Origin of the sequence: Pseudomonas serbica (assembly GCF_028823535.1) — a bacterium.
GTDB lineage: Bacteria > Pseudomonadota > Gammaproteobacteria > Pseudomonadales > Pseudomonadaceae > Aquipseudomonas > Aquipseudomonas serbica.
Map to the genome: position 1 here is coordinate 88,989 of NZ_JAQIYM010000020.1, position 17,808 is coordinate 106,796.

The 17,808-nt window shown below is 59.3% G+C and carries 12 protein-coding genes and 1 pseudogene; 10 read left to right on the top strand and 3 right to left on the bottom strand.

The genetic code is table 11. The features are described 5' to 3' along the window. Nucleotides 1–14: 14 nt before the first annotated feature. On the top strand, nt 15–3,113 hold the full coding sequence (locus NQL71_RS27005; protein WP_274643647.1) for a multidrug efflux RND transporter permease subunit: 3,099 nt from the start codon (nt 15–17) through the stop codon (nt 3,111–3,113). Between the two features lie 79 nt (nt 3,114–3,192). Here the strand turns inward: NQL71_RS27005 and NQL71_RS27010 are convergent, their stop codons facing one another. Beyond that, nucleotides 3,193–5,454 carry a fibronectin type III domain-containing protein gene (locus NQL71_RS27010; protein WP_248687097.1) on the bottom strand — a complete coding sequence of 754 codons (2,262 nt, stop codon included), beginning with the start codon at nt 5,452–5,454 and terminating at the stop codon, nt 3,193–3,195. Nucleotides 5,455–5,680: 226 nt separating this feature from the next. On the opposite strand from NQL71_RS27010, the gene NQL71_RS27015 reads away from it, so the two are divergent. From NQL71_RS27015 to NQL71_RS27040, 7 genes and pseudogenes are all read left to right on the top strand, one after another. Further along, nucleotides 5,681–6,322: a DUF1345 domain-containing protein gene (locus tag NQL71_RS27015; protein ID WP_248687098.1), complete on the top strand. Its 642-nt coding sequence runs from the start codon at nt 5,681–5,683 to the stop codon at nt 6,320–6,322. Between the two features lie 76 nt (nt 6,323–6,398). Further along, nucleotides 6,399–6,490: pseudogene (locus tag NQL71_RS36890) on the top strand (AraC family transcriptional regulator); the annotation flags it as partial. 128 nt (nt 6,491–6,618) lie between these two features. After that, nucleotides 6,619–7,647: a LacI family DNA-binding transcriptional regulator gene (locus NQL71_RS27020; protein ID WP_274643648.1), complete on the top strand. Its 1,029-nt coding sequence runs from the start codon at nt 6,619–6,621 to the stop codon at nt 7,645–7,647. A gap of 167 nt (nt 7,648–7,814) precedes the next feature. Beyond that, nucleotides 7,815–8,597, top strand: a complete 783-nt coding sequence (locus NQL71_RS27025) for a sugar phosphate isomerase/epimerase family protein (RefSeq protein WP_274643649.1) — start codon at nt 7,815–7,817, stop codon at nt 8,595–8,597. Continuing rightward, the gene (locus NQL71_RS27030; RefSeq protein WP_274643650.1) at nt 8,590–9,576 is read left to right on the top strand and encodes a sugar kinase; all 987 of its coding nucleotides are present in this window, start codon (nt 8,590–8,592) and stop codon (nt 9,574–9,576) included. Before NQL71_RS27025 ends, NQL71_RS27030 begins: the two co-directional genes overlap by 8 nt. 96 nt (nt 9,577–9,672) lie before the next feature. After that, entirely contained in the window at nt 9,673–10,968 is a 1,296-nt protein-coding gene (locus NQL71_RS27035; RefSeq protein WP_274643651.1) for an MFS transporter, read from the top strand. A 13-nt stretch (nt 10,969–10,981) separates the two neighbouring features. After that, on the top strand, nt 10,982–11,959 hold the full coding sequence (locus NQL71_RS27040) for an NAD(P)-dependent oxidoreductase (protein ID WP_274643652.1): 978 nt from the start codon (nt 10,982–10,984) through the stop codon (nt 11,957–11,959). Nucleotides 11,960–12,085: 126 nt separating this feature from the next. On the opposite strand, the gene NQL71_RS27045 is transcribed toward NQL71_RS27040, so the two are convergent. Further along, nucleotides 12,086–13,273, bottom strand: coding sequence for a pyridoxal phosphate-dependent aminotransferase (locus NQL71_RS27045; RefSeq protein WP_248687107.1), 1,188 nt, complete (start codon nt 13,271–13,273; stop codon nt 12,086–12,088). Between the two features lie 344 nt (nt 13,274–13,617). Between NQL71_RS27045 and NQL71_RS27050 the strand changes: the two genes are divergently transcribed. Further along, entirely contained in the window at nt 13,618–13,902 is a 285-nt protein-coding gene (locus NQL71_RS27050) for a helix-turn-helix transcriptional regulator (protein ID WP_274643653.1), read from the top strand. A gap of 51 nt (nt 13,903–13,953) precedes the next feature. Next, nucleotides 13,954–14,703, top strand: a complete 750-nt coding sequence (locus NQL71_RS27055; protein WP_248687101.1) for a response regulator — start codon at nt 13,954–13,956, stop codon at nt 14,701–14,703. A gap of 83 nt (nt 14,704–14,786) precedes the next feature. Here the strand turns inward: NQL71_RS27055 and NQL71_RS27060 are convergent, their stop codons facing one another. Beyond that, a complete protein-coding gene (locus NQL71_RS27060) occupies nt 14,787–17,741 on the bottom strand; it encodes an RHS repeat-associated core domain-containing protein (RefSeq protein WP_274643654.1) in 2,955 nt (984 codons plus the stop codon). Nucleotides 17,742–17,808 lie beyond the last annotated feature (67 nt).

Sequence of the window (17,808 nt, forward strand, 5' to 3'; positions counted from 1 at the left end):
GCAGGACGCTTTTTATGCCGCAGTTCTTTATCGACCGCCCGGTGTTCGCCTGGGTGGTTGCCCTGTTCATTCTGTTGGCCGGTGCGCTGTCCATTCCTCAGTTGCCAGTGGCGCAATACCCCGACGTCGCACCACCGCAGATCGAAATCTATGCCCTGTACCCCGGCGCTTCCGCGCAGACGGTGGATGAAAGCGTGGTCAGCCTGATCGAGGAAGAACTCAACGGAGCCGACCATCTGTTGTATTTCGAATCGCAAAGCAGCCTCGGCAGCGCCACGATCAAGGCCACCTTCCAGCCCGGCACCGACCCGGAAATGGCCCAGGTGGACGTGCAGAACCGCCTCAAGGTTGTCGAGTCGCGTCTGCCGCAAGCGGTGAACCAACAGGGCTTGCAGGTGGAAAAAGTCTCCGCCGGTTTCCTGCTGCTGATTACCCTCACGTCCAGTGACGGCAAGCTCGACGACGTGGCGCTCAGCGACTACCTGGCGCGCAACGTGATGAACGAGATCAAGCGCCTCGACGGCGTCGGCAAGGCGCAGCTGTACGGTGCGGAGCGGGCAATGCGGATCTGGATCGACCCGCAGAAACTGATCGGCTTCAACCTGACCCCGGCCGATGTCAACGCGGCCATCGTCGCGCAAAACGCCCAGGTCTCGGCCGGCAGCATCGGCGACCTGCCGAGCCGCACCACCCAGGAAATCACCGCGACCATTCTGGTCAAGGGCCAGCTGTCGACGCCGTCGGAATTTGCCGACATCGTCCTGAAGGCCAATCCAGACGGTTCCACTGTGCGCATCGGCGATGTCGCCAGGGTCGAGATCGGCAGCCAGGACTACCAGTTTTCCACGCGTCTCAATGGCAAGCCGTCCACCGCCGTCGGTGTGCAATTGGCACCGGGCGCCAACGCCCTGAGCACCGCGACGCGGGTGCGGGCGAAAATGGATGAGCTGTCGCGCTACTTCCCCGCCGGTGTGGAATACAAGATCCCCTACGACACCTCGCCCTTCGTCAAGGTCTCTATCACCAAGGTGGTCTACACCCTTGGCGAGGCGATGTTGCTGGTGTTCGCGGTGATGTTTCTGTTCCTGCAGAACATCCGCTACACGCTGATTCCGACCCTGGTCGTGCCGGTAGCGCTGATGGGCACCTTCGCCACGATGTTGGCGCTGGGGTTCTCGATCAACGTGCTGACCATGTTCGGCATGGTGCTGGCGATCGGCATCCTGGTGGATGACGCCATCGTGGTGGTCGAGAACGTCGAGCGGATCATGGCCAGCGAAGGCCTGTCGCCCAAGGAAGCGACCCGCAAGGCGATGAAGCAGATCACCGGGGCGATCATTGGCATCACCCTGGTGCTGGTGGCGGTGTTCATCCCGATGGCGTTCATGCAAGGCTCGGTCGGAGTGATCTACCGGCAGTTCTCACTGTCGATGGCCACCTCGATCCTGTTCTCGGCGTTCCTGGCCCTGACCTTGACCCCGGCGCTGTGCGCGACCTTGCTCAAGCCAATCGCCAAGGGCGAGCATCACGAGAAGACCGGGTTCTTCGGCTGGTTCAATCGCCGTTTCGAGCAACTCACCGAGCGTTATCAGGGCTGGGTCGCCTATGCACTGAAGCGTAGCGGGCGTTACCTGCTGATCTACGGCGTGTTGCTGATTGGCCTGGGCATTTGCTTCAGCCGCCTGCCCTCCTCGTTCCTGCCGGTGGAAGACCAAGGCTACACCATCACCGACATTCAACTGCCACCGGGCGCAAGCAAGAACCGCACGGTGCAGGTGGTCGAGCAGATCGAAGCGCACAACGCCACCGAGCCCGGGGTGGGTGACAGCACGGTGATTCTCGGTTTCAGCTTTTCCGGCAGCGGCCAGAACGCGGCGCTGGCCTTTACCACGCTCAAGGACTGGTCTGAACGCGGCAGCGACGACACGGCAACGTCCATCGCCGACCGCGCCAACGTCGCCCTCAGTCAGATCAAGGACGCCATGGCCTTCGCCATACTGCCACCCCCCGTGGACGGCCTGGGCACGTCCAGTGGTTTCGAGTTTCGCCTGCAGGATCGCGGCGGCCTCGGACACGCCACGTTGATGCAGGCACGCAGCGAATTGCTCGCCGCCGCCGAGAAAAGCCCGATCCTGATGAACGTGCGCGAAAGCGCCCTGGCCGAAGCGCCGCAGGTCCAGTTGATCGTCGACCGCAAGCAGGCGAATGCGCTGGGCGTGTCCTTTGCCGACATTGGCAGCGTGCTGTCCACCGCCGTCGGTTCGGCCTACATCAACGACTTTCCCAATCAAGGGCGGATGCAGCGCGTGGTGGTGCAGGCCGAGGGCGACCAGCGCAGTCAGGTGGCCGATCTGTTGAAGATGCACGTGCGCAACAACACCGGGCAAATGGTGCCGTTGTCCGCCTTCGTCCAGGCCAAATGGACCCAGGGCCCGGCGCAGTTGACCCGTTACAACGGTTACCCGGCGATCAGCATTTCCGGCGAACCGACGCCCGGCCACAGCACCGGACAAGCCATGGCGGAAATCGAACGGCTGGTGGCGCAAGGCCCGGCGGGACTGGGCCAGGAATGGACCGGACTGTCGTTGCAGGAACGTTTGTCCGGCAGCCAGGCGCCGATCCTGCTCGGCTTGTCGCTGTTGATCGTGTTCCTGTGCCTGGCGGCGCTGTACGAGAGTTGGTCGATCCCGACCTCGGTGCTGCTGGTGGTGCCGCTCGGGGTGCTCGGCGCGGTACTGGCAGTGACCTTGCGCGGGATGCCCAACGATGTGTTCTTCAAGGTCGGGCTGATCACCATCATCGGCCTGTCGGCGAAGAACGCGATCCTGATCATCGAGTTTGCCAAGAGCCTGTACGACGAAGGTCATGACCTGCTCGACGCCACCCTGCAAGCCGCACGCTTGCGACTGCGGCCGATTGTCATGACGTCCCTGGCGTTCATCCTCGGCGTGGTGCCGCTGGCGATTGCCACCGGCGCCAGTTCGGCGAGCCAGCAAGCGATCGGCACGGGGGTGATTGGCGGGATGATCACGGCGACCCTGGCCGTGGTGTTTGTGCCGGTGTTTTTTGTGGTGGTGATGAAGCTGGTGCGCAAGCGGCATAAAGATACCTGACAGGCGCCGGATCTTGCGCATGCCATCAATGGGCGCATGCGCAAGATCTTGTTGTGGCCCCTTGCAATGGCTTTCAGCACTACACTTTTGGCGTAACCCAAATGTGAACCCATTCCGAAACGTCTCCAACAGAAAGCCTGGTTTGAACCCAGATTTGTACTGGCAGGCCGACAATCATGTTGAACACGGTGTGAGACGTTTGTTGGATATCCGTTGTTTTCCCTAGAATCCGGACGCTATAGCCGAGCGGTATGTGGCCAATGGGTGCATCCCAGGCAATGGCGACTGTGCGATTCCAGTTTGCCGTAATCCGAAGGTCAAGAGGCTCACTGGCGCTTACACCCGCTTTGACGACGGCAACCAAGGAACGGTTTCCTGCGGCATCGGTAGCGCGCACCTCGAACGTATCGCGGATGCCTTCTATCAAATCGGTGACAACCAGGCTGGTTCCGCTCACCGCAGCCCAACTCCCTGCATTGCGCCGGACTTCATAACCGATCACGCCCACATTGTCTTCAGCGGCGCGCCAGCTCAGCGTTGCAGTGCCGGGCGTTGACGGTGTGACCTTGAGCGCTTGCGGCCGGGTTGGACGCACTCGATCGTGGGTCACAACATTCATCGATGCCGTTAACGCCGGGGCGGGGCCTGCCTGCCTGAGGGGCTGAATCTTGAACACATAGTCCTTCTCGGGGACCAGACCAGTGGCCACGTGTTGGAGCGCAGTGGTTTGTGCAGATGCCAGCCCCGGGCAGGTGATTTCGTAGCCAGTCAGATAGGAGACGTCCACTGGCGCTTCCCAGGTCAGCAATGCCTCGCAGAACGTTGCGCCGGGATTGCGCAAACCACGAGGTTGCGTCATGTCGGGACCGATTAGGGCCTGGGTCTGTGAGGGAGATGAATGGCCACTGACGTTGAAGGCGCGAACCTCGATGAAGTAACGGGTATCAGGGGCTAGATACCTGATGACATCCGTTAAATACTCAGTTGTCTGCCGCCCAATAATTTCAGGGTATTTATCGAGCAGGCCGTAGGTGATTTCATAGCTGGCTTTTTGCGCTGAAGCGACCCAAACGAGACGAACCTTGTCGTAGGTGACATCGGCGCGCACACTCCCCGGCTTGGACGGTATGGCCGGCCCGTCTTGGGTCTTTTGCGTGATCCGTGCCGGCAATGATTCGCCGTTGTAATTGGCAGCGGTCACCTCCACAAAGTACAGCGTGTTTTTTGTAAGACCTTCCAGCGTATGGCGGATGTCTGGTGTCTTCAGAGTCTGAATCGCGCCGTTCGGTTCGACGCCATAGCGAATGTAATGCTCGATAGTCCCCGAGGGACGCGACCATGTCAGATCCATCGTGGTAACGGCGGGCGTTGCGCGCAGACCAGCAGGCGCCTCAGGAACCTGCAACGTCTGTTTAATGATGCGTGTGGGGGACGAATCGCCCTTGCTGTTAGACGAGCGAACGTCGAAGTAATAATTGGTATTGGATACCAGACCACTGATCGTGCAGACAGGAGTGAGCGAGGTGGTAGGGGTCGCTGCGCCGCTGGGCGCAACGCCGTAATCGATTTTGTAACCGGTGGCATTGGCAGGACCGGACCAGGTCAGTGCCATCGTACTTTTGGTTGGTACGGCGTTCAGATTCGTAGGGCTGTCGGGGGGAGAAGTGGCGGCGTGGGTCGTCCAGCTGATCGTCGCGGGAATTGATTCCCCCTCAGCGTTGGTGTGGTATACGAAGAAGTAATATTTAGTCTCAGGAACAAGCCCTTCGATCCAGATTCTTGATTGAGCTAACGGCAAGTCTTTCACGCCGATGGTAGTGTGCTCGCTCAGCTCAAGCCCCCATTTCACCCGATTTCCAGTCGGCTGTCCTGGAAGATTATTGAGCCAGGCGATCTGGATGCCCGTCTCTGAAGCGTCCGTCACTTTCAGAGCGCCCGGTTGATAGGGGAGTGCCATTCCAGCCCCAGGCGATGTCAGAACCTGAATCGTCATCTGATCAATAACGGACGATCCTCCCTCTCCAGAGATCGACAAGGTGACCGTCAGCTCAGACTCGTGCTTCAGGTTCTGCAAATAATCCAGTGAGAGTTCCTGCTGCAACCCCTGGCATTGCTCTGTGGCACCCAGGATGAACGCGCTCAGCAGTTGCAGCGTTGACTCACCTTGATCCATCCCGGTCCCCGTGCAGGTCAGCCACACGGCGTTCCCGGCAACTAATCTAGGGTCAGGCGCCATTTGAATGATGGGAGCGGTCGCCAGATTGCGACAGTCCAGTACTTCTTCAATGGCGCTGAACGATTGACTCATCGACAGCCGCGATGGGTTTTCATGAGCATTCATCCGCGAACTCCTTCCTCTAAAGCCCTTCAGGTTTTTCATTAAAGGGTGTTCGCGTCTGCAGCACCACTAGCAGGACTGTTAGTGGCGCACCGCTGTTTTTATGCTTATGCTCGCCGCCTTCCGCAAAGTGGCACGCCTCCTGAGACTACTGTTGGCCTGAGCATTGTGGTCAGCTCGGCCGGCCTTGAGCTAAGGTGTTTGCAAAGCCCTGACCCATCGAGCCTTCATGCCCTTCCTCGCCCGCACCCACCCTCGCCTGTCCGCCGCCGCCACCCTCGGTGTCGCGGTGGGCATTCTGGCTCCGGCCGATTCAATCATCAGCAAAATCCTCATTGGCTGGAATACCGGGGTCTGGATGTATCTGGTATTGATGCTCTGGCTCACTGCACGGTCCAAAGCACCGGACGTGAAACGTATCGCCGAAATCGAAGATGAAAACGCCGGACTGGTGCTGTTCGTGGTGTGCATTGCGGCGATTGCCAGCCTGGCAACCATCACCCTCGAACTGGCCGGCACCAAGGACCTGGAAACCTCTCGCAAACTGCTGCATTACGCATTCACCGCACTGACGGTCATCGGTTCATGGCTGCTGATCGGAGTCATTTTCAGCGTGCACTACGCCCGCCTGTTCTACACCTGGGACGGCAAAGACCAGGCCCTGCGTTTTGCTGAAGGGCTCACAACCCCCAATTACTGGGACTTCCTGTATTTCTCGTTCACCATCAGCGTGGCGGTGCAGACGTCCGATGTCGGTGTGGCGACTCGGAATTTGCGCAAGATCGTGTTGGCGCAGTCGCTGATCGGTTTTCTGTTCAACACGGCGATCCTCGGGTTTTCGATCAACATTGCGGCGGGGTTGTTCAACTGACCCGTGCACAAACCTTCTAGCCATCGCCCTCGCCAAGGGCGTTAAATAATCCGGCAGTCCGCCTCGCAGGTGCAGCCATGCTTACGATCCGCACTGGCAAGCGGTGCAGCACAACTCAACTGTCGCCGAGCCCGGCATCAGAGCACGCCGGACAAAGTGTTCTTGCTGACTTAAACGCCACCCGTCGGTCCGAATCATCACAGGGACTTGACGGCGGATTGGTTTTTGGTGTCTTCTGAAACCGGTTTCAGTGCCAGGCACTTGACCTAATAAATCCAATAAGAAGGTTTCAGACCGTGAACGACTTCTCCGCCGCCCAGCGCAGCCGCGTGACCATGCTCGACGTGGCCGAACACGCCAAGGTCTCCAAGGCCAGTGTGTCGCGATTCATCGGCGATGACCGCGCGTTGCTCTCCGATGCCATTGCCCAGCGCATCGAGCAGGCGATTGCCGAATTGGGTTATCGCCCGAACCAGATGGCCCGCGGCCTGAAACGCGGGCGCACTCGCCTGATCGGCATGCTGGTGGCCGATATCCGCAACCCTTATTCGATTGCCGTGATGCACGGGGTGGAAACCGCCTGCCGTCAGCACGGCTACAGCCTGGTGGTGTGCAACACCGACCGCGACGACGAGCAGGAACGCCAGCACCTGGCCCTGCTGCGCTCGTACAACATCGAAGGCCTGATCGTGAACACCCTTGGCCATCATCGTGACGAACTGCTTGAGCTGCACCGGGAAATGCCCCTGGTGCTGGTGGATCGCAAGGTCGAGCAGCTTGAAAGCGATATGGTCGGACTGAACAACCCGCAGGCCATCGACATCGCCCTCAATCACCTTGAACAGCGCGGCTATCGCGATGTGTTGCTGGTGACCGAGCCGTTTGACGGCACCAGTTCGCGGATCGAGCGGGTCAGCAGTTTCAAGGCTCAGATCGAGCAGCGGCCGTCGCTTCGCGGGGCAATCATTGAAACCGGCAGCGACCTGACGGCGAATCTGAAAAACTTCCTCGACACACCTGGCCCCGGCCCGAAAGCGCTGTTTTGCGCGAACGGCATTGCGGCGCTGGCCAGCACTCACTCATTGCGCGAACTCACCTGCAACCTGTTCGAGGATGTCGGCCTGATCGCCCTCGATGACCTCGATTGGTACCCGCTGGTGGGCAGCGGCATCACCGCCCTCGCCCAACCGACCACCGAGATTGGCGCCAGCGCGTTTGAGTGTTTGCTCAAGCGTTTGCGCGGGGATGACGGGCCGGTGCGGACGCTGGATTTTTCGGCGCGGTTGGTGGTGCGGGGGTCGACAACACGGCGTGTTTCAGCGTGAGGACGCCTTCGCGGGCAAGCCTCGCTCCTACACGTCATGCGCACATTTTGAAACGACGTGAATTCTGTAGGAGCGAGGCTTGCCCGCGAAGGGGCCCTCAAGAGCACCACAACAATTACAGCCATTTTTTTGAACAAAAATGAAACCGGTTTCAGAGGTAAATAACAATGAATAAACCCGCCGTTTCCATCAGCCTGTCCAGCTACGGCGCCGACCTTGTGCGCCAGCGCGGCCAGGGCAGTTTCATCGAGATACTGGCCACCGCCGGCGCCACGCGCATTGAATGGCGTGAAGAATTGCTGACCGTCGAAGACCCCGCTCAACTGGCTGACGCCGCTCAGGCCCGGGGCCTTGAAAGCGTGTACTCCTCGCCGATGGAATTGTGGCTGGCCGGCCAGTCGAAACCCAATCCTGACCTGATCACCGCGCTGCAACGCGCCCAGGCGTTCGGCGCCAAATGGCTGAAAGTGTCGCTGGGTTACTTCACCGACAACAGTGACCTGCTGGCCTTGAGCCGCACACTCGCGCAGAGCGCCGTGCAGTTGTTGGTAGAGAACGACCAGACCCTGCAGGGCGGCCGCATCGAACCCTTCCAGCGTTTTTTCAATGAAGTCGAACAGCACAAGCTGCCGATCAAGATGACCTTCGACATCGGCAACTGGCACTGGCAGGACCAGTCACCTGCCAGTGCCGCGCGCTTGCTCGGTCGGCATGTCGGCTACGTGCACTGCAAAGCGGTGACGCGCCGCGCCGACGGCAAACTGGTCGCGATTGCACCGGCCGCCAGCGACCTGCATCAGTGGGAACAGCTGCTGCGGCACATGGCCCAAGGCGTTATGCGCGCGGCGGAATATCCGTTGCAGGGCGACGACCTGGTGCAACTGACCACCGAACATGTCACGGCCCTCGCCCACTTGGGCCAATCGCGAGTGGAGAGTGCTCATGTCTGAGATCGATATTCTGTCGTTCGGTGAAACCATGGCGATGTTCGTCGCCGAACAGGCCGGCGACCTGGCCAGCGTCGGCGCTTTTCACAAACGTATCGCAGGAGCCGACAGCAACGTCGCCATCGGCTTGTCGCGGCTCGGGTTCAAGGTGGCATGGCTGAGTCGGGTTGGTGCCGATTCGCTGGGTCGGTTCGTCATCGACACGCTTGAGCAGGAAGGCCTGGATTGCCGCCACGTCGACATCGACGCCGCGCATCCCACCGGTTTCCAACTCAAGTCCCGCACTGAAGACGGCAGCGACCCGGCGGTCGAATACTTTCGGCGCGGTTCGGCGGCCAGTCACCTCTCGCCCCATTCGATCGTGCCTGAATTGCTCAAGGCCCGTCACCTGCACGCCACCGGCATTCCTCCGGCGCTATCGGAAACCGCGCGGCAGATGTCGTTCGAGCTGATGAGCCGCATGCGCCAGGCCGGGCGCAGCGTGTCGTTCGATCCGAACCTGCGCCCGAGCCTGTGGGCCAGCGAGCGGCAGATGATCAGCGAAATCAACCGCCTCGCCGCCCTCGCCCACTGGGTGCTGCCGGGGCTGAGCGAAGGTCGGCTGTTGACCGGTTTCGAAGACCCGGCCGACATCGCCGCGTTCTATCTCGACCAGGGCGCCGAAGCCGTGGCGATCAAGCTCGGCCCTCATGGCGCCTACTACCGCACACATCTCGATCAAGGTTTCGTCGCCGGCGTACCGGTGCAGACGGTGGTCGACACCGTGGGTGCAGGCGATGGCTTTGCCGTCGGCATGATCAGCGCCCTCCTGGAAAACCACAGCTTTGCCGACGCCGTGCAGCGCGCCAACTGGATTGGCAGCCGGGCGGTGCAGAGCCGTGGGGATATGGAGGGGTTGCCGACCCGAGCCGAAATGTCCGCCGAATTTGAGACCGCCTTCGCGAGCAGGCTCGCTCCCACAGGGAATTTGTGTCGGACCTAAATCCAATGTGGGCCCGCTCGCGAACGGGCCCGAACAGTCACTGAAGATCCATCCGTTACCTGCTGCGACAAAAACAACAAGCTCAGGAGCATCACCATGAAAACCGCAACGCTCGCCACCCGCCGCTGGTGGTACATCATGCCCATCGTGTTCATCACCTACAGCCTGGCGTATCTGGATCGGGCCAACTACGGCTTCGCCGCCGCCTCCGGCATGGCCGCCGACCTGATGATCACCCCGGGCCTGTCGTCGATGCTCGGCGCACTGTTCTTCCTCGGTTATTTTTTCTTCCAGGTGCCGGGGGCGATCTACGCGCAGAAGCACAGCGTGAAGAAACTGATTTTCGTCAGCCTGATCCTCTGGGGCAGCCTGGCGACCCTGACCGGGATCGTCTCCAACGCCTACTGGCTGATCGTCATCCGCTTCATGCTCGGCGTGGTCGAAGCCGCGGTGATGCCGGCGATGCTGATCTACCTGTGTCACTGGTTCACCCGTGCCGAACGCTCACGGGCCAACACCTTCCTGATCCTCGGCAACCCGGTGACCATGCTGTGGATGTCGGTGGTCTCGGGCTACCTGGTGCAGCATTACAGCTGGCGCTGGATGTTCATCATCGAAGGCTTGCCGGCCGTACTTTGGGCATTTATCTGGTGGCGCCTGGCCGATGATCGCCCGTCCCAGGCCAAGTGGCTCAACGACCAGGAAAAACAGGACCTGGAAAGCGCGCTGGCCGCCGAACAGGTCGGCATCAAGGCCGTGAAGAACTACGCCGAAGCCTTCCGCTCACCGAAAGTGATCATCCTGGCCCTGCAGTTTTTCTGCTGGAGCATCGGTGTCTATGGCTTCGTGCTGTGGTTGCCATCGATCCTCAAGGCTGGCGCGCAGATGGACATGGTCGAGGCCGGCTGGTTGTCGGCGCTGCCCTACCTGGCGGCGGTGATCGGCATGCTGCTGGTGTCCTGGGGCTCGGACAAACTGCAAAAACGCAAGCGCTTCGTCTGGCCGCCTCTGCTGATCGCCTCGTTTGCGTTTTATGGATCCTACGCCCTGGGCGCCGAGCATTTCTGGTGGTCCTACACCTTGCTGGTGATCGCCGGCGCCTGCATGTACGCGCCGTACGGCCCTTTCTTCGCCATCATTCCGGAAATCCTCCCGGCCAACGTAGCCGGTGGCGCCATGGCGCTGATCAACAGCATGGGCGCGCTGGGTTCGTTCGGCGGCTCTTATCTGGTCGGCTACCTGAACAGCTCCACCGGTTCGCCGGGCGCCTCTTATCTATTGATGAGCGGTGCGTTGATGCTCTCGGTCGTGCTGACGATTTTCCTCAAGCCCGGCGCCAGCGACCGGGAGCGTCCCACGGTCGCCTTGACGCGCACCGCTGCCCATTCCTGATTGGATGACGACAATGAAAAAGCAGGTTGTTCTGTACAAGAAACTCTCGCCACTGCTGATGGCCCGCTTGCACGAGCAGGCCGACGTGACGCTGATCGAAAGCCTCGACGCCGAAGGCCTGGCCCGTCTGCGCGAGGCCCTGCCCCGCGCGCACGGCTTGCTGGGGGCCAGCCTCAAGCTGGACGCCGGACTGCTGGACCTGGCACCGAACCTGGAAGCCATCGCCAGCGTCTCGGTGGGCGTCGACAACTACGACATCGACTACCTGACCGAACGGCGCATCCTGCTCAGCAACACGCCGGACGTGCTGACCGAAACCACTGCCGATACGGGTTTTGCGCTAATCCTGGCGACTGCGCGGCGTGTGGTGGAACTGGCCAACATGGTTCGTGCCGGGCAATGGACCCGCAACATCGGTCCCGCTCATTTCGGCAGCGATGTGCACGGCAAGACCCTGGGCATCATCGGCATGGGGCGCATCGGTGAAGCACTGGCCCAGCGCGGTCACTTCGGCTTTGGCATGCCGGTGATCTACCACAGCCACTCGCCGAAACCTGCGGTGGAGCAGCGGTTCAACGCGCAATACCGCAGCCTGCCGGACCTGTTGCAGCAAGCCGATTTCGTCTGCTTGACCTTGCCGTTGACTGCCGAAACCGAAGGCCTGATCGGCGCGGATCAGTTTGCGCAGATGCGTCCCGAAACCCTCTTCATCAACATCTCCCGGGGCAAAGTAGTCGACGAAGCGGCGCTGATCGAGGCACTGCGTGCCGGACAGATTCGTGCGGCGGGGCTGGATGTGTTCGAACGCGAACCGCTGAACCTCGACTCGCCGTTGTTGCAGATGAACAACGTGGTGGCCACGCCACACATGGGCTCGGCGACCCATGAGACGCGGGAGGCCATGGCCCGGTGTGCAGTGGACAATCTGCTGGCGGCGCTGGCGGGTGAACGTCCGAAGAACCTGGTGAATGGCGCGGCGTGGAGGGGCTGACATAATTGGCGCCTGTCAGGCAGCCTTCGCGAGCAAGCCCGCTCCCACACGAGATCTGAGGCGTTCACAGATCCCTTGTGGGAGCGGGCTTGCTCGCGAAGGGCCAGCACAAACACGGAAAGTTTCTCAGGCTCGCCGCGCTTCCAGAAGGTCCATCGCACACAGCGCTATGCGCCTACAGGCGTCCGCCAGCTTGCGCTGGTCCACCACCAAGCCGATGCGGATATGCCCCGCCGCACTCGGCCCAAACGCCTCCCCCGCCAGCACCGACACCCCATAGCCTTCCAGCAACCGCTCGGCGAAATGCTGGGCGGTCAACCCGGTCTGGCGCACGTCGACCATCACGAACATCCCGCCATCCGGCCGAATGGCCCGGATACCCGGGCAGTGCCTGAGGCTCGCACACACCAGGTCGCGACGCTGGCGATACTCTTCGCGCATCAACGCAACCTCCGGCAGGTCTTTCTCAAGCGCCAGTTGCGCAGCCTTTTGCACGAACTCCGGAATGCCAAACAGCATGCTCAACGAGAGATGCTCCAGATGATCGTTCAAGCGTTTTGGCCCGATCACCCACCCCACTCGCCAACCGGTCATGGCGTGGGATTTGGACAGGCTGTCGATGGTCGCGGTGCGCTCGGCCATGCCCGGCAGACTCGCCGGGCTGATGTGTTCGCCTTCGTACAGCAGATCGCCGTAGACCTCATCGCTGATCAGCCACAGGTCGTGACGCAGACACAGCAACGCCAGTTCCTGCCAGATCATCAGCGACAAACTGGCACCGGAGGGGTTGTTCGGGCTGTTAAGCAAAAGCGCGCGGGTCTTGGGGGTGATGCGGGCCGCCACGTCCGCCGGATCGACCCGAAAGCCGTTCTCCGGACGCACCGGCACCGGCACCACCGTCGCCCCGCAAGCGCCAAACACCCCTTCATAGGTCACGTACATCGGCTCGGCGACGAGCACTTCGTCCCCTGGATCGAGCAGGCACTGCGCGACCGAATACACTGCGCATTGCGCGCCGGGCATCACGATCACGTGGTCGGCATCCACCACCTGGCCGCTTCGACGCCGGTGACGCAAGGCAATGCTGTCGCGCAAGCCCCGACTACCCCGCACTTGCGAATAATGGGTGTCGCCGGCCAGCAAACTGTTGATGGCCGCCTGAACGATGGGTTTGGGTGTATCGAAATCCGGGTCGCCGACCGATAGCAGCAGTACGTCGACGCCCTGTTCGCGCATTTCCAGCGCACGGTTATGAATCTGCCAGGCCGCGGCGCCTTCACCGGCGATGCGTTGGGTCAAGCCTGAATAGCGCATGTAGTTCTCCAGTCGCGCGAGTTCCTGAGTCAACCCTATCTCAATTCACCCAACGCGCCAGCACCGCTTTCAAATCGACGAACGGATTTGGCAACAGAAATTCAGAGATATCTCCTACAAACATTGGGCCGCCTAGCTGACAGCCGTTTCCTCAGCGCCTGATTAAAGTTCCCTACCTGTAATTTGTGACAGGTTCCAAGTGAATTGATTCGCGCTATAAGGAACCCGAGCCTCCAGCCCTGAAACCAGGTGCCTGAAGGACGGCCGCGCGAACCATGCCTTTTAGAAGTAGGAAGATTCTGCCGCGCCCACGCCGTCAATGATGATGAATGGGAGATTCAATTATGTACCGCACCACTACCGTGTCAGGTCGCTCAACCCCCGCTCAGGTCAGTTTTCAACCCCAGGAAAGTGAAAAGCCTCCCGGGATAAAACTCACGACGCGGGAAAAAGAAGTCTTGCAGTGGAGTGCCGCTGGCAAGTCCTCTTGGGAAATCGGCCAGATCGTCAGCTGCACCGAGGCTGGTGTGAACTACCACTTTTGCAATATCCGCCGAAAATTCGGCGTGAGGTCACGCTGGGTCGCCTTAGTCATGGCGCTGGATCTGGGGTTGATTCAACTGCCTTGAACCAGCATCTGCACAGAGGTCAGCGTGGCATCGACCCTGTGGAGACAATTCATGAATCTGGATCAGACGCCTCAAACTGAATGGCTTTATCCCCCTTGCGAAAGTGCCTGTATCGATGCGCCCGTGTCGTACAGGCACCGCCCGGACAACACGCTACGCATCATTCTTGCCGACGATCACCCTGTGGTATTGATGGGCGCCGAAATGACCCTGTCCCTTCCTTCCCGCCCGACAAACACGATAGTCGCCACAGCCCAAAACGCCGACGAGCTGATCAGGTACATGGAGTGCACCCCATGCGACTTGCTGATCAGCGACTACTCAATGCCTTATGGGCGCTTTCCCGATGGCCTGGCGTTGATGGGCTATCTGAAACGCCACTTCGCGCACATCCCACTGATTGTCATGACCATGCTGCGCAACCCTTCCCTGCTGCAGGCGTTGCTCAACACCGGCGTTCGTGGACTGTTCGACAAACGCAGCCCTATGAGTGAACTGAAACGGGCAGTGCAAATCGTCAGCAATGGACGGCTCTACCTGTGCCCGACCTTTGCCGGGATTCTGAATGCTCAGGCACTACCCTCCAATAGCGCGGCAGCGCCCCTGGTGAGTCTTTCCGAACGGGAGCTGGAGGTGGTGCGGTTGTTTGTGCAAGGGTTGTCCGGCCGGCAGATCGCCGCACAACTGAATCGCAGCGAAAAAACCATCAGCAGGCAAAAACGCACCGCCATGGACAAGTTGGGGCTTGACCATGACGGTGGGTTGGTGGAGTTTGCGCGAGTGAGTGGGTTAGGGGGCTGATCGAGAGCCGTAGTTCGGCACTACATTACACAGTAATGCAGTGCCGACAGGTTTTGTGAGAAACAACAATGCTACATTTAACGTTACTTTGGTTTGCGATTGTTTTTACGAATATTGGTAGCCTTTTTATAGGTGGGTGGCTCTGCGGATCGTGCTGTTGCGGTGTCAAATGTTGGAGGGCGATCGTTAACCTCTTTTAGTGCCGCGGCCTTAATAGCTTGCTGCGAAGTTTTAAACCCCGCATTCTGCGCTACCACAGCGCTCACTTGTTTGGGCTTGGCCAAGCGCTCGCCTAAATTAACTTCCATCAACCATTTGTTATTGTGCGTAACTTTATCCTGCAAGACTTGTATCTCACGGTTTGATTTCGCAATCAGATTATGCTCCAGAGTTTTCACTGTAACAGTTTTACCTGCGGTGGATATGTTGCGCATTGGTCGCGTGTCGACAGCATTTAAAACCAATGGTTTAGCATTTTGTTGGGCTTCCTTCGCAATATTTGCAACAGCCTCACTTGCTTGAGTTTGTGCGACTTTATTAGCTTTTGTCGCGATTCCGAAAAATCTCAGGAATGAGCCTCCCACACCGTGCCCTGTCGGATCTGTATGCTTAATCGGATTCCCCAAGCAATACATATACGTATTCACCCCCCCTTCCCCAAACGGACTCCAACTGTCCGGGCTGTGAAACCTCATCAACAGCGGATTGAACGCCCGATATCCATTCCCGAGCAAATACCAACCGGTTTGCATATCCTTCAGCTCACCGTTGTAACCCAACCGGCTGCTCCCTCCCAGGTCATCAGGACAGTGACCATACGGCGAGTAAGCGATATCCTCGGCCCCGTCCCGAGTGACCTCGGATAAGACGCTGTTCTTGTCATCACTGGCCAGCAGTAGGGACTTTGGGCCAGCACCTGCCTGGTGCTCGGCGAGCACAACTCCTTCGCCACGCAGGAAGGTGCTGCTGTCGTCACCCTGGATCTGGTTCGCCAGCTCACCATTGCGGTAAAAACGTCGTTCGTTCCCGCTACCGGAACTGCTGCCGCTGAGAGCGTCCAACGTGTCATAGCTATAGTCAATGGCCTTTTCCCCGGACAATTCACTGACGGTGATCAAACGACCCAGGCTGTCGTAACCCAACAGGCGCCCGAATTCATCCAGCAACAGGTTGCCGTCGGCATCGTGGGTAAAATCGATCCGCTCTGGATAGTTCGGATTGTCAGGCTCTGCAGGAGTCAGTTGGTTGGTAAGCCCCGTCAGCTGACAGGGGTCTTCCACGTTGAAATACTCAAAAAAGATTGAATGCGTCCCCCCCTCGAAGCGGGTCTCCAGGAAGTCAATATTGTCTTGCGCATCAAAGCTGAACAACTGGCTCTGGATCACTTTGCCATAGGGATCTACGGGTGGCTGGCTTCCGGAACAGGTGTAAGCGACCAGGCGTCCACGCACGTCATACTGGTAGGATTCGTCACGCAAAACAGTTTTCGTACCTTGCGTCAGGACTCGCCGGGTGAGCCGGTCCACTTCATCATACGCTTGGCTCAACCTCTGGAAGATCTGATTTCCAAGGTCGAACTTACGCAGTACCTCACGGCCGAAATCATCGTACTCAAGGTCGATCTTCAGCCTCTGCTGGCCGTCAATCGTTTCGATTGTCTGGAGTTGCCCCAACTCGTTGTAGACAAAGGTTGATCGCGTGCTGCCCAATTGCGTGGCAATCAAGCGGGCATGATCGTCGTAATCGTACGTTTGAGTGTTGCCAAGCACATCGGTGTAACTGATCAACCTAGCTTGTCGGCTGTATTCGTAATACATGCAAAGAGGCTTTTCACCGGTCTGCCCGCGTTCTTCGAGTTTCAATTCACCGGTGCTGAAATACTCACGGACAAGGCTATGAGTAATCCCCGCTTCGTCGATTTCTTCAGTCATGATCAAGCGGGCGTTTTGGCCGTCATAGGTGTAGTCCGCAGTGCTCTCCACGGCTATCCGCTGCTCCGGCTCCTCGCCTAGCTCTGGCCGATAGACATAGTGGGTATCAACACCACTGGGACGCGTGACGCTTTTGGGCTGGCGCTGCCCCGGATCGAAGGCGTAGACGCTTTTACGGCCACCGGTAATCGACACAGTCATGCGATCAAGCCCATCGAACTCCTGCTCCCCCAGCACATTGCCGTTGACGCTGATCTTGATTGGTAGGTCTTCGCTACTATGTACGGCGTATTCGCGTTCCACCGCATTCTCGTCGGGCAGTACGGTTTTTGTCATACGGTCGAACGCATCGTATTCATAACGTGTCCAGTTGCCCACCGCATCGAATTCCTCGGCAGTGCGACCTAAACCGTCATAATGGAACTCGTGCTCGCTGTATGGCCGAGCATCTGCAGCGTCCGGATCAACACCCGCCTGGTAACGACTGACATTTTCCGGCTTTTCGAACAGGTTGTTCCTGGTCACAGTTTTACCCATGCCGTCGAGCCATTGCGTGACGGTCAGCCTGATCGGGTCGCTGACCTCGTGTTCCTCGACACCATCGGGCCGAATGACACTGCGTTGCTCGCCCCAATCGTCGTAGTTGAACCGGCTGGTCAATGGCACGTCTTTCTCGCGCTCCCAGTCAGTAACGGTTTCGCTGATCATCTGCTGACGGTTGTTGTATATCGCTCGGTACGTCTCCCGGTACGCTTGCGAATCGCCCCCTAGCGCGTCAGCGTCCCGCCGCTCTTCTTTGACCACCCGGTTTAACCCGTCCAGCCAGGTTCTGGTTTCAACGCCTTTGACGTCGATAGCGTATTGAATGGGTTGCTCAGCCCCGCCTCCGGTGAGTACGTAGCTATAAGTGCGGCTGGCTTTGTATTGTTCAGAATTCGGCGCCACGGTCTCCTTGATCACCCGACCCAGCAGGTCATACTCGTAAGCAATTTCCACATCGTTGTCATCGAGGGTGCTTAGCGGTGCGGCATGGAACAGCGAATTCTGCTGGGTGACTAACTTTGTTTCGCGATTGAAACCCCGCAGCGTGCTGACCGTATTGAGCACCGACTCTCCCGTACGGGCATGACTGGCCAGGTTGTACACATAGTCGGTCGTCGTGGTCTTGCCCTGG

What these genes read in the sequence shown, in the direction of transcription:
- NQL71_RS27055 (WP_248687101.1), top strand. Translation starts at nt 13,954, where the DNA reads ATGAATCTGGATCAGACGCCTCAAACTGAATGGCTTTATCCCCCTTGC.
- NQL71_RS27050 (WP_274643653.1), top strand. Translation starts at nt 13,618, where the DNA reads ATGTACCGCACCACTACCGTGTCAGGTCGCTCAACCCCCGCTCAGGTC.
- NQL71_RS27005 (WP_274643647.1), top strand. Translation starts at nt 15, where the DNA reads ATGCCGCAGTTCTTTATCGACCGCCCGGTGTTCGCCTGGGTGGTTGCC.
- NQL71_RS27035 (WP_274643651.1), top strand. Translation starts at nt 9,673, where the DNA reads ATGAAAACCGCAACGCTCGCCACCCGCCGCTGGTGGTACATCATGCCC.
- NQL71_RS27040 (WP_274643652.1), top strand. Translation starts at nt 10,982, where the DNA reads ATGAAAAAGCAGGTTGTTCTGTACAAGAAACTCTCGCCACTGCTGATG.
- NQL71_RS27025 (WP_274643649.1), top strand. Translation starts at nt 7,815, where the DNA reads ATGAATAAACCCGCCGTTTCCATCAGCCTGTCCAGCTACGGCGCCGAC.
- NQL71_RS27015 (WP_248687098.1), top strand. Translation starts at nt 5,681, where the DNA reads ATGCCCTTCCTCGCCCGCACCCACCCTCGCCTGTCCGCCGCCGCCACC.
- NQL71_RS27010 (WP_248687097.1), bottom strand. Translation starts at nt 5,454, where the DNA reads ATGAATGCTCATGAAAACCCATCGCGGCTGTCGATGAGTCAATCGTTC.
- NQL71_RS27030 (WP_274643650.1), top strand. Translation starts at nt 8,590, where the DNA reads ATGTCTGAGATCGATATTCTGTCGTTCGGTGAAACCATGGCGATGTTC.
- NQL71_RS27045 (WP_248687107.1), bottom strand. Translation starts at nt 13,273, where the DNA reads ATGCGCTATTCAGGCTTGACCCAACGCATCGCCGGTGAAGGCGCCGCG.